We start from the raw sequence: 12,286 nt of genomic DNA on the forward strand, positions 1-12,286 counted from the left end.
TGGTTGTGGCTTGGTTGTTCAGTATGTGGTTTTGAAGGTATATGTGAGAGAAGTTATTCCTCGATAGCTCAGTCGGTAGAGCAAACGGCTGTTAACCGTTGGGTCGTAGGTTCGAGTCCTACTCGGGGAGTTTATTTTCATATACAAGTGAATTAGCGTTAAGGCCCCATGGTCAAGCGGTTAAGACATCGCCCTTTCACGGCGGTAACAGGGGTCCGAATCCCCTTGGGGTCATTGAATAATATAAGTTAATATGGCGACATAGCCAAGCGGTAAGGCAAAGGTCTGCAACACCTCTATCACCGGTTCGATTCCGGTTGTCGCCTCTTTTGGAATCACAGAAATGTGGTTCCTTTTTTGTTGCTGTACATGCTCTCAGCTATCCATCATAACATAAAAAATGCGGAATAAATGTAGTAGAATCTGGCAAAAATAGGAACATAAATAGTTTGAAGAAGGAGAGCAGCGCTATGAATAAGTATTCAGGAACAAAGACGGAACAGAACTTGAGGACTGCATTTTCAGGAGAATCAGAAGCCAAAAATAAGTATACTTTTTTTGCTTCTGTGGCTAAGAAAGAGGGGTATGAGCAGATTGCCGCTCTGTTCCAGAAAACAGCAGGTAATGAGAGGGAGCACGCAAAGCTGTGGTTTAAGGAATTAAACGGTATTGGAGATACGGCAGAAAATTTAAAATCAGCGGCCGAGGGTGAAAACTACGAGTGGACAGATATGTATGCCGGTTTTGCAAAGACTGCGGAGGAAGAGGGGTTTACGGAGCTGGCCGCTAAATTTCGGCTGGTTGCAGAGATTGAGAAACATCATGAAGAGCGTTACAGAGCACTGCTTAAAAATGTAGAGCTGGCAGAGGTATTTGCAAAGAGCGAGGTAAAGGTTTGGGAATGCCGCAACTGCGGTCATATTATGGTTGGAATGAGTGCTCCAAAGGTATGTCCGGCCTGCAATCATCCTCAAGGTTACTTTGAGATCCATGTGGAGAATTATTGATGATCCAGAACGGGTGGATTTGTTTTAACTTCCCCCCTTTCCATATCCTCTGTCATATGGTAAGATAGTAAAATGCCTGAACAGTCCCATCAGGCGCACTAGAAAATGACAGGATGATGGAAATGAATTATATTGTATTTGATCTGGAATGGAACCAGAGTCCCGAGGGGAAGGAGCGCTCAGACAGGTACCTGCAGTTTGAGATTGTGGAGATTGGGGCGGTGAAGCTGGATCAGAACCGGAAGCCTATAGGGGAGTTTCGCCGCCTGGTCAAGCCACAGGTTTATGAGGAGCTTCATTTTAAGATACAGGAAGTAACGGGGCTGGAGATGGAGCTGCTTCTGAGAGAAGGGCAGCCTTTTGAGCAGGTAATCCGGGAGTTTTTAGAATGGTGCGGACCGGAGGAATACCGTTTCTGCTCCTGGGGGCCTATGGATCTGACAGAGCTGGAGCGGAATATTGCCTACTATGGGATGGAAATTCCCTTTGAGAGACCACTGTTGTATTACGATATACAGAAGCTGTATTCTCTGGAGTATGGAGATGGCAAAAGCAGGGCAGCTTTGGATCAGGCAGTTTGCGAGCAGGATTTGGCAGATGAGGGAGGATTTCATCGGGCATTCAATGACGCCCTCTATACGGCAGAAATTTTTGGGAAAATAGATATGGAGCGGTTTGGACCATATGTGTCTGTGGACTATTATCAGCTGCCTGAATCTGGAAAGAGCTATCGGCTGTCTTTCCCGGAATATTCTAAACTTGTTTCTGCAGAGTTTGAGACAAAAGAGGAGCTGATCAAGAATAAGGAGGTCAGTGATCTGGTATGCATCAAATGCCGGCGGATGCTCAGAAAAAAGATCCGTTGGTTTTCTTACGGACAGCGGTTTTATTTTGCTATGGGGATTTGCCCGGAGCATGGATATATGAAGGGAAAGATCCGGGTAAAGAAGTCAGAGCGGGAGCTTTACTATGGAGTAAAGACGGTTAAGGCTGCTTCGGAAGAGGATCTGGAACTGCTGGTTCAGAAACGGGAAGATAATAAGAGAAAGAGAAAAAGTCTGCCTAAGAAGTGATGGGCAGACTTTTTTATAGAAGTAAGGAAAATAGTTATCACGTTTGCGGAAACGGAAAGACTATTCCTCCCGCATCCGGTATCCTACGCCAATTTCTGTAAATATGTATTGGGGTTCTGCGGGATTTTCTTCCAGCTTGCGGCGGATATGGGCCATGTTGACACGCAGGATCTGATTATCATTGTCCGCATAAGGCCCCCATATTTTGGTGATAATGGATTCGTAGGTCATAACACGGCCCGCATTTTGAGCCAGCAGACAAACCAGCTTATATTCAATCTGGGTCAGGTGTACTTCCTGACCCTTTACTTTTACCAGACGACGTTCAAAATCAATCGAGAGATCGCCGACTTCATACAGATGGGATGTATGAGTATGGCTTCTTTGGGCATGGCGCAGGGCAGTACGGATCCTGGCTAAGAGCTCTCCGGTTCCAAAGGGTTTGGTTAAATAGTCATCAGCGCCCATATCCAGTGCTGTTACTTTGCTGTTTTCCATGGTACGGGCAGAAATGACAATGATAGGGGTAGTACTCCAGATACGCACATTCTGGATAATATCCAGTCCATCCATATCAGGAAGTCCAAGATCCAGAAGAATCAGATCAGGATGGTTTGAATTGATGTGCTGCAGTCCGTCCCTTCCGGTGTTAGATGTGATAACACGGTAGCCTTCGGGTTCCAATATACGGCTGATGAAGCTGCAGATATTTTTTTCATCTTCAATGATAACAATGGTTGCTTTTGTTGACATATCAGTATTCCCTCCAATCAGGTAGTGTGAAAGTAAACATGGCGCCTTTAGAATGGTTGGCAGCCTCAATGGAGCCGCCATGTGCATTTATAATGGTTTTACAGATCGAAAGTCCGATTCCCATCCCTTTGTGGCCGTCACCCTTGGGGTTAGAGCAGGCGCCTCCGCCGTCAAAGAGTGTGGGAAAACGGTCGGGATCAATGCCGTTTCCATAGTCTTTGATCGTGACAGAAAGGATTTTATCATGAATGGCAGCTGTCAATTCGATGGGCTCCTGGCTGTTTCCGTGGAAGGCGGCATTTTCAAGCAGGTTATTGATGACCTGTTCAATGAGCTTTGCATCCATGGGAACCATAATAAAGGCATCGGGAACACTTACATGAACCACAGCCAAGGGAAAGCGCTTGCGAAATCGCTGGACTGCCTCAGAAATGACTTCCTCCAAGGGCTCTTCAGTCTTTACCACAGCAGGTGCACCGTCCGTATCCTGAATCCGGGTAACGGACAGGAGATTTTCGACCATATTTAAGAGCCATTGAGCATCCTCTTCAATATTTGAAATCAGTTGACGCTGTTCCTCCGCTGTCATGGTATTTTGCTGTTCGAGACAGGCAACGCTGGAGCCTATGATTGTGGTAAGAGGCGTTCTCAGATCGTGGGACACAGCCCTCAGAAGGTTAGCCCTCATGGTTTCTTTTTCTGCATTCATCAGTTTTTTGTCCTGCTCACGGATCAGATTTGTCTGGCGGGAAATCATGATGCAGATGCTGCTGGTAAAACAGGAGATAAATGCCATCCCGAAAAAGGTAAGGGGATAGCCGCTGAGAGTAAAATTCAGCTTCATGTAGGGCACAGAGAAGGCATAATTTACCCAAAAGACACTGTACAGGGAAGCGATAATGCCTGCGCCGTAGCAGCTGGTAGCGCGGGCATGAAGGATGATAGCAAGGATATAGACAATGGATACATTGATCAGATTGTCTGTGAAATGAAACATCAGGCTGGAAACCAGAGTTGCTGCTGCCATATAAATGATGGTGGTAGGAAGGGTCCGTACGGTTTCCACAACAGACTGTTTCAGGTGAAATGGTTCTCTGGGGAGAGGGGAATGGGAGTGAAGCATGGTCGGAAGTCCTTATCTCAGTGTAGTAAAGTTTACAGGCTATCTGCGGCGGTTTTTTCGGAACGAGCGCCCTTTTGTCCGCCTGCGGGGGCGGTAGGAGGGTATAGAGCTTCTCTTTTTGGACAGCATCTGATCAAAATCCGAGGAGGAGAAGCCCATATCTTCTAACCGTTCTAAGCGTCTCTGCCGGCGGCGCATCAGATCCTCCTGTTCTTTCTGCCTGTTATGAAGAAAGAGGAAGATTCCTGCGCCGAGAATAACAGCAAAACCGCCGGCAAGAGAGACTGCCAGCCACAGGGAAAGGCCAAAAAGTGTGCCTTTGTCTTCCGTACCTGCAGCATCCGGCTGTGCAGAGCGCCTTTGGATCTGTAGGACAGGATCGGGGGACTCTGTTTCAGATGGAACCGATGCTTTTGATGGAGCCGTCGAAAGATTGGCTGCATCAGAAGACTCAGAGAGAGCGGCGTCTGAAGAAATGACCGTATCCGGCGCACTTATCCGGTTAACCTGAGCCGTTGTGCACAAATATACCTGTCCTGTTTCATGACCCTCATAGGTATAGGAAATGCGGGCAATGGCATGTTTTGGAGCATCCTGGCCGAGTTCGTAGGACAGACTGGGAGTCAGATCGGAAAATACGGCTTCCCTGGGAAGGATTACCCGGCTGTCTGGATCAAGGGACAGGGAAATGCTGTCCTTTGCGGTCATTCCTGCAATGGTCATGTCATTTTCCAGAGAGCGGTAGGTGGTTTCGTGGTCTGCGGCCTTTAAGGACTGAAAATTGGAAAAACCAAAGTCGAAAAGAGCTTTTGTATCCCGGTAATGAGACTGATGGCCGTTCAGAACAACAGCAATCAGAGTAATACCGTCACGTTCGGCACAGGTTACCAGGGTATTTCCTGCCAGGGAGGTGTATCCTGTTTTTCCGGCAAAGGCTCCCGGATAGGTAACAGATGTATTTTGTTTTACCATGTTATGGTGGTTGGCAACATAGCCGCCCTCAGCATTTTTTTTGGTAGGCGCCATCTGGTAGCTGCGTGTGCCACTGATTTCCACAAAATCATGATTTTTGATGGCTTCCTGTGTGATCAGCGCCATGTCGTGAGCTGTGGTGTAGTGATTTTCGTCATTTAAGCCGCTGGGATTGGCAAAATTACTTCCTGTACAGCCCAGGCTCCTGGCTTTTTGATTCATGAGCTCTGCAAAAGCTTCTCTGGAACCGCTTACATGACAGGCCAGAGCATTGGCGCTCTCATTGGCAGAGGCTAAAAGCAGAGCATAGAGGCAGTCGCGGACGGTCAGCACATCGCCCTCGTCAATTCCTGCGGAGCTGCTTCCTGCCTCTACATTGTACACGTCATCATGGGAGAAAGTAACCATTTCATCCAGCTCACATTCCTCCAGTACGATCAGCGCTGTGAGGATTTTGGTGATACTGGCCGGATAATAGGCCTGATTTTCATTTTTTCCATATAGAATGCTTCCGGTGTCAGCATCCATCAGGATACCGCCGTCTGCTTCAATGGAAACGCCGGTGGGCCAGGGAACGGCTGCCGCAGCTGTAATAGGCGTAAAGCCCAGAATCAGGTTAAGGCATATAAAAAAGGGAAAAAGTCGTTTCATACGTTACACTCCTATGGGCGGTGCTTGTGTTTCAGAGTTAAAGCCAGACAGACTGCAAACAGGATAAGAGACAGGCTGCCAAAGGTAAATGCAATCCGTCCGGCTGTGTCCATAAAAAAGCCTTCAGGCACAATATTGATCAGCATATCGGTGGACGGATCCAGGATCCACAGATCGTTGCTAAAGAAAATATGGTGGAACATAATAAAATATTTTGTAAAATCGGTGGAGATGATGGCAGCCAGGGCCGCGATCAGACCGAAAAACAGCCCGGTTCCCAGGCAGACGGAAGGAGGAAGAAGGCGTTTCATATCAGCCTTTGTAACTGCCATAAAGACAAGGGCAGAGGCACACAGAACCAGACATACTCTCCGGATGGAGATGGCTGCCAGAAACAGTCCCTGAACATCCTCCATATGGGCGATTTCTCTGGCATTGAAAAACTCCCGCTCCTGTCCGTCCATGACGGTCATCACATGAAGATCTTCACGGTCTCCCCGCAGATAATCCATCATCTCATCCGTTACTTCTAACAGATCTTCCATGGTCATGGCAGGAAGATCCTTAAGTACCTCATATTTTGTGTATTCTTTTTCAAAATATCCGGGTGTCCAGTATACGACAGCTTCTATGGAGGTGATAAACAGGACGATCATCAGGCAGAATGCCATCAGAATGCCGGTCAGGCGGTGAAGATATTTCATATCGGGAAGTCCTCCTTTGGGATGGGTATGGTTTTGATTCACATAAAAGAAAAAGCCCGACTTCGCAGCTTGCTGACGATCTGCAGAGTCCGACCTTTAAACGCGCCTTTATAAATCACTAAGGGCTGCATACGTTATTAAAAAGACGCATAAACTACCTATTTTATATCATGTAATAGGAGAGTTGTCAATGTTGAAACTTTATGAAAAAAGCCATATCAAACATTTGCCGGGATACGGGCGGGTTTGGTATGGCTTTTGTTTGGATGTAAAAGGATTTAATGAAGCTCAGGCCAGAATTCTTTGTTGGCTTCGATCATGTCATCCAGGATCTTTTTGGCAACCAGAAGGCTGGGAACAGTTTTTGAGAGGGTAAATGCCATCAGTGCTTTTTCGTAGGAATGCTCGATGGCTGCCTCAACTACCAGCTTTTCAACTGCTTCCTGCTGCTCGATCAGGCCCTTATAAAAGGTAGGAATCTCACCTACACGCACAGGTTCAGCTCCGCGGTCTGTAATATAGGCAGGAATTTCAACCATGGCATCGTCAGGCAGATTCTCAATCGCCCCCCTGTTTTCTACCATTACAAGGTAGCGCTTGCGCAGGTCGAAGGCCAGGCTCATTGCTACGTCTACGATAAATTCGCCGTGTACGCCGCCAAAGAATTTGGTCAGATCGACTTCTTTTCCTGCGCGGTAATCTGCTACTGCATCAAAAATCCTTTTTTCGCGGCCTTCCATTACCTCGTTGGCGCGGGTGTGGTTGGGATTGCTGCTTTCAACCACTTCATCGCCCAGAAGATAATACTGCATATAGGTATTTGGCAGATAATCATGGAATGCAGAGCAGATATGTCTGGAATTGGCATATGTATGAAGCCAGGAGGGATCGCTGTGCATTACATCGCTCTTTTCATTTTTGGGCATATATCCGTTTTCTGCCACATAGGACTTTAATTCCTCTGTTACGTCGGTTCCATTGAGGCGCACTTTGGTGAACCATCCGAAATGGTTCAGGCCGAAATAGTCTACTTCCAGATCATGGCGGTCACAGCCCAGAATCTCAGCCATGTTTCTCTCGATTGCCACAGGCATATCGCAGATATTCAGGATGCGGGCATGAGGACGCAGGCGGAAGGTGGCTTTTGCCACAATCGCAGCCGGATTAGAGTAGTTAACGATCCAGTAAGTAGGCTTTGCATACTTTTCGCAGTAGTCAATCAGTTCTACCATAGGGTAAATGGTACGCAGGCCGTAAGCAAGACCGCCGGGGCCGCAGGTTTCCTGGCCTACTACGCCGTATCTTAACGGAATCTTCTCATCCTGTTCGCGCATGGCGTACAGTCCTACACGCATCTGTGCAAAGATAAAATCTGCATCTGTCATGGCGGTTTCCGGGTCTGTGGTAAGAGTCAATTTTACATCCGGATCAAACATCTCTACTACATGGCGGACGATAACGCCCACGTCTTCCTGACGTTTGGCATTGTTATCATAGAGAACCAGTTCATTGAGTTTAAAACGGTCTTTCTGTACCAGAAGACTTTTGACGATTCCCGGAGTGTAGGTGCTGCCGCCTCCGGCGATGACAAGTTTAAATGTTTTCATTATATACCTCCTGAGTGATTACAAGTGAGTTATTCTTCACGTCCAAGGGCTTTTTCGACGATGGAACGTTTTTTGCTGACAACAGGGCCATAGATAATTTGTATATTATTTCCTTTTACAACAAGACCAGCTGCTCCTGTTGGGGCAAACCATTCTTTATCCTTTACAACAGAGGCGTCTTTTACCTCTACGCGCAGACGGGTCATGCAGTTTCCGATATTTTCAATATTGTCAGGTCCGCCCAGTCCCTCGATGATGCGGGCTGCGGTTTCAGCATCAGCTTCTTTCTTTGCTTCTGCTTTATTTCCGGAGCGGATCTGGGATTTTACTGCTGCTGCATTGGCAGCCAGGTCGATTACATCCTCGCCGTCTTCGCGTCCCGGTGTTTTCAGGTTGAATTTCACGATCAGGAAACGGAAGAGGAAATACATTACAACGATCTCAATCAGACCTGCAACTACATACATAGGCCAGTGTGTCCGTCCGATTCCTGCCGGAAGGTTCAGTACAAGGAAGTCGATAATGCCGTTGGTAGCACAGACACGGACATTTAACAGATATACGATCATCTGGAACAGTCCGTCCATGACAGAGTAGATGACCCACAGCATGGGAGCTGCAAACAGGAAGGTAAACTCCAGTGGCTCTGTTACGCCTACTAAAGAGGCAGTAAGTGTGGCCGGGATAACCTGAGCCTTTGTGGCGGCCTTTTTCTCTTTTTTGGCAGTAGCGATGAAAGCCAGAGCAACACCGATGACGCCAAAGGTCTTCATAAGTCCGTAGGTTAAGAATCGGGCAGAGTCGGGCATGGAAGCAACAGCAGGGTCGCTGAGAAGAGCCAGGAAAACAGGCTTTGCGCCTACGATCTGCTCTCCGCCAATGATCATGCTGTCTCCGATTGCGGAATAGAGGAAGGGAGACCATACCAGATGATGGAGGCCGGTAGGGATCAGGATACGGTTTAAAAATCCATACAGGAATACTCCAAATGCGCCAGCGCCTGCCATAATGCCTGTGAGGGCATTGATTGCTGCAGCTGCAACAGGCCAGATATAGGCAGCTGCCAGTGCCAGCACTAATACAATGGGAAGAAGCACGATAAATACGAACTTGCTGTTTCCATACATAGCCATGGCACCCTTAAATTCAGTGTCAATAAAGCGGTTGTGGACTAAGGCTACGATTACGCCCAGGATCATGCCCAGGAATACGCCCATGTCTGTTACATGGTAGCCAAGACAGATCGTCTGGCCTGTACCGTAGAGTGCGCTGGCAGTATCACCTTCCACCATCAGTCCCGCAACACTGAGCCAGCGAGAGTTGGCTGCAAGCCAGATCAGATAACTGACAAGTGATACGAATGCGGCATCCGCTTTTTTCTTTTTTGCAAGACTCATTGAGACGCCTACACAGAACAGGATTCCAAGATTGCCGATTACTGCGCTGACTCCGCCATTGATAAATTTTCCAGCTGTATATAAGATACCCCCCTCTGATACAAATGCTGTGTTGCACATTACAGAAGACAGAGCCTGGAGCATACCGGCAATAGGTAAGAACAGAACAGGGCCCATCAAAGCTTTGGAAAAGCTCTGCATGGCGTTCATAACTTTTGCTTTCATGATTCATTCTCCTTTTTCATTCGTTTTCTGTCGGAAGGCGCCATTCCGTTTCGATGTTTGAATTATATCATTTTGAATAAAAAAATCTACTATTTTGTGATGGTTTTAAACATATTCACATAGATTGAAACATGTTTCATTAATGAAATCGGATGTAATGAGAATTGGTTGCGCAGATGGACAGAGTATCGTATAATTTCAGTGAAAATTACACAAAATATGGGTTTGGGATAAAATAGAGGGAATGAGAGATGAAACACGATATTTATAAGCTGGCAGAACAATATCATTTAAATGAAAGTGAACAGCAGATGTTTCAGTCGCTTTTAGAGGCGGCAGACCAGAATATACAGTACAGCGTAAGGGAGTTTGCAGCACGGAATTACGTTTCGCCGGCAGCACTGATCCGTCTGAGTAAAAAGATGGGATATACTGGTTATACGGATATGGTATATCGACTGGGATTTCTGGTACAGAATGAGATAAATAATAAGAATCATGAGTCAGATATTACAGCTTTTATCGGAGAGATACCATTTGAAAAAATGAATCGTTTTCCGGAACTTCTGAAAAAACACAGACATAATCCCATTTTGATTACAGGTACCGGATTCTGTGCCCCCTTAAGGGATTTTTTTGTGCGCAAGCTTCTGGTTATGGGTTACTGTGCCATTGGATCGAATAATTATGAGGTATATGAGGGAAATGCCCTTTCGGCAGGAATGGTAATTGCTATTAGTAAAAGCGGCACAACAGACACGATTATTAAGCCTGTCCGGGATGCCTGCGCACATGGAATTGATGTGGTGGCTTTTACGGGAGGAGCCCATTCTATGATTGCTGATATGGCAGAATTATCATTTGTACTTTTGGATGATAAAATATTAGATGATCGGAATCTTACAGCTAATTATTTTTATGCAAGAGTTCTTATTCTATTTGAGTATCTGATGGATATGACATGGGAAACAGAATAAAGTATAAGATAAAAACAGGACGCCGCACTGCAAATGATCGGTTTATGATCGTAATTGCTGTGCGGAGTTTGTTTTTTAGAGTTTATGTTAATGAGTTAATGTGTATTTTCAGGATAATCCGCATAAATTTTCCCCATCATTTTCCAGGCAATCACTGCGGCTATAAGCTCTGCTATGGGGAAGGAGATCCAGATGCCTGCGGGTCCCATAAAGCGTGAGAGGATCCATCCCAGAGGAACAATGATCACAAGCTGGCGCAGAAGGGAGACGATCAGGGAAGGGCGTCCCTGTCCCAGAGCCTCAAAAACTCCGGCTGCTATGAAAGCCACAGAGGAAATCAAAAAACTGGGGCCGATCATGCGCAGGGCTTCTGTCCCATACTGCATCAGCTCCGGATCTGCATCAAAAATACGAAGAATCGGGCCGGGAAAGAAAATGGATGCAATTGTTCCGGTGAGTGTAACAACGGTTACCAGGCCAAGGCTGCAGCGAATGGTACTGCGGACCCTGTCATGGCGTTTGGCTCCATAGTTATACCCGATAATGGGACGCATTCCCTGGAGAAGGCCGTTGCAGGGAAGGTTTACAAAGGTTTGGAGCTTAAAATACAGTCCAAAGGCTGCTACATAGACGCTTCCAAAGGTAGTCAGGATTCCATTTAAAATGCCGGTTAACAGGGAAGGCATGGCTAAAAGCAGACTGGATGGAATTGCAATACTATAAATAGAACGAATCAGTTCGCGGTTCAGATTCATAAGTCTGGGCCGAATGGATACGCCCAGATTGGTTTTTAAATACACAAGAATATATAGAAGCAACGCCCCAAACTGGCCGATCACTGTTGCAACGGCAGCGCCGGATACACCCATGGCGGGAGCGCCGAACCAGCCGAAAATAAGGATCGGATCTAAAACAATGTTGATCAGACAGCCGCTTGCCATGAGAAACATGGTGGTTTTCATCCGCCCTACACCCTGAAAGAGTTTTTCCATGTACATTTGCAGAACTTGACCGGAAGAGAGACAGAGCACAATGAACGTATAGCTGTAGGCCCATTCGAATATTTGGGGATTATCTGTAAACATCCCAAGAAATGGTCTTGTAATAAAAATGCCCAGAGCAATAAATAACAGACAGTGTATCAGGGCCAGAGAGAGGCCGGCAGATGCCAGATGATCGGCCTTGTTCCTGTTTCCTGCTCCAAGACTCATGGAAATTAAGGAGCTGACACCTACGCCCAGGCCCACTCCAAGAGCCATGATGATATTCTGAAGAGGAAAGGCCAGTGAAACGGCAGTGATGGCATCTGTGCCCAGTCTCGATACCCAGATACTGTCTACAACGTTATAGAGAGAATTGATCAGCATGGACAGCATCACAGGCACTGCCATGGAAACAAGAAGAGGAAAAACCGGCTTTTCCAGCAAAAAACGTTGATTCTGTTCCATAATAAAACCTCCTGTAAGGACAAAAAAAGCCCTCCCGCCTGTTTTGATGCGGGAAGGCTTGCATGCCATTGATAAATGGAAAATGTATAAAATTATATGTTCGTAATAGAAAAGTCCGACCCCGCAGCCTCTAATATCTGCAAAATCAGACCTCTCAGTGCGCCTCCAGGGACTCGAACCCTGGACAAATAGATTAAGAGTCTACTGCTCTACCAGCTGAGCTAGAGGCGCATGTCTATGTGTTGTTGTGTGATACGATGAACATTATAGGGCATGAGCGATTGTTTGTCAATGGTTTTTTTGAAAAAATATGAATACAAAAATTTTTAGGTAATATCAAATATTTTTT

Annotated in this window: 10 protein-coding genes and 4 tRNA genes; 6 read left to right on the forward strand and 8 right to left on the reverse strand. The window is 46.5% G+C overall.

Annotation, left to right across the window (positions count from 1 at the left end):
- The first annotated feature begins 57 nt into the window (after nt 1–57).
- The 5 genes from WKT10_RS12935 to WKT10_RS12955 all read left to right on the forward strand — a co-directional run bounded on the left by WKT10_RS12935 (nt 58) and on the right by WKT10_RS12955 (nt 2,080).
- A tRNA-Asn gene (locus WKT10_RS12935) sits at nt 58–130 on the forward strand.
- Between the two features lie 32 nt (nt 131–162).
- Nucleotides 163–234: transfer RNA gene (locus tag WKT10_RS12940), tRNA-Glu, on the forward strand.
- Nucleotides 235–255: 21 nt separating this feature from the next.
- Nucleotides 256–326, forward strand: a tRNA-Cys gene (locus tag WKT10_RS12945).
- A gap of 144 nt (nt 327–470) precedes the next feature.
- Entirely contained in the window at nt 471–1,007 is a 537-nt protein-coding gene (rbr, locus tag WKT10_RS12950; protein WP_340277658.1) for a rubrerythrin, read from the forward strand.
- A 122-nt stretch (nt 1,008–1,129) separates the two neighbouring features.
- Nucleotides 1,130–2,080, forward strand: coding sequence for an exonuclease domain-containing protein (locus tag WKT10_RS12955; protein WP_340277660.1), 951 nt, complete (start codon nt 1,130–1,132; stop codon nt 2,078–2,080).
- A gap of 60 nt (nt 2,081–2,140) precedes the next feature.
- Here the strand turns inward: WKT10_RS12955 and WKT10_RS12960 are convergent, their stop codons facing one another.
- The 6 genes from WKT10_RS12960 to WKT10_RS12985 all read right to left on the reverse strand — a co-directional run bounded on the left by WKT10_RS12960 (nt 2,141) and on the right by WKT10_RS12985 (nt 9,512).
- Entirely contained in the window at nt 2,141–2,833 is a 693-nt protein-coding gene (locus WKT10_RS12960) for a response regulator (protein WP_066545220.1), read from the reverse strand.
- Between the two features lies 1 nt (nt 2,834).
- Complete coding sequence (locus WKT10_RS12965) at nt 2,835–3,956, reverse strand: sensor histidine kinase (RefSeq protein ID WP_337434235.1); 1,122 nt, start codon at nt 3,954–3,956, stop codon at nt 2,835–2,837.
- 39 nt (nt 3,957–3,995) lie between these two features.
- A complete protein-coding gene (locus WKT10_RS12970) occupies nt 3,996–5,579 on the reverse strand; it encodes a D-alanyl-D-alanine carboxypeptidase family protein (RefSeq protein WP_340277663.1) in 1,584 nt (527 codons plus the stop codon).
- Between the two features lie 11 nt (nt 5,580–5,590).
- On the reverse strand, nt 5,591–6,283 hold the full coding sequence (locus tag WKT10_RS12975) for a TIGR01906 family membrane protein (protein ID WP_178275174.1): 693 nt from the start codon (nt 6,281–6,283) through the stop codon (nt 5,591–5,593).
- A gap of 278 nt (nt 6,284–6,561) precedes the next feature.
- A complete protein-coding gene (locus WKT10_RS12980; protein ID WP_066545212.1) occupies nt 6,562–7,890 on the reverse strand; it encodes a 6-phospho-alpha-glucosidase in 1,329 nt (442 codons plus the stop codon).
- 29 nt (nt 7,891–7,919) lie between these two features.
- Nucleotides 7,920–9,512 (reverse strand): PTS transporter subunit EIIC, encoded by a 1,593-nt coding sequence (locus WKT10_RS12985; RefSeq protein WP_340277666.1) that lies wholly within the window; start codon nt 9,510–9,512, stop codon nt 7,920–7,922.
- Between the two features lie 251 nt (nt 9,513–9,763).
- Here WKT10_RS12985 and WKT10_RS12990 point away from each other — a divergent pair, with 251 nt between their 5' ends.
- Nucleotides 9,764–10,489, forward strand: coding sequence for a MurR/RpiR family transcriptional regulator (locus WKT10_RS12990; RefSeq protein ID WP_178275172.1), 726 nt, complete (start codon nt 9,764–9,766; stop codon nt 10,487–10,489).
- Between the two features lie 95 nt (nt 10,490–10,584).
- Here WKT10_RS12990 and WKT10_RS12995 read toward each other — a convergent pair whose 3' ends face one another.
- Together WKT10_RS12995 and WKT10_RS13000 are read right to left on the reverse strand one after the other, a co-directional pair.
- Nucleotides 10,585–11,937 (reverse strand): MATE family efflux transporter, encoded by a 1,353-nt coding sequence (locus WKT10_RS12995; protein WP_296036788.1) that lies wholly within the window; start codon nt 11,935–11,937, stop codon nt 10,585–10,587.
- A gap of 158 nt (nt 11,938–12,095) precedes the next feature.
- A tRNA-Lys gene (locus tag WKT10_RS13000) sits at nt 12,096–12,168 on the reverse strand.
- Nucleotides 12,169–12,286: the final 118 nt, after the last annotated feature.

It is taken from the genome of Enterocloster sp. HCN-30185, assembly GCF_037890305.1.
Taxonomy (GTDB): domain Bacteria; phylum Bacillota; class Clostridia; order Lachnospirales; family Lachnospiraceae; genus Enterocloster.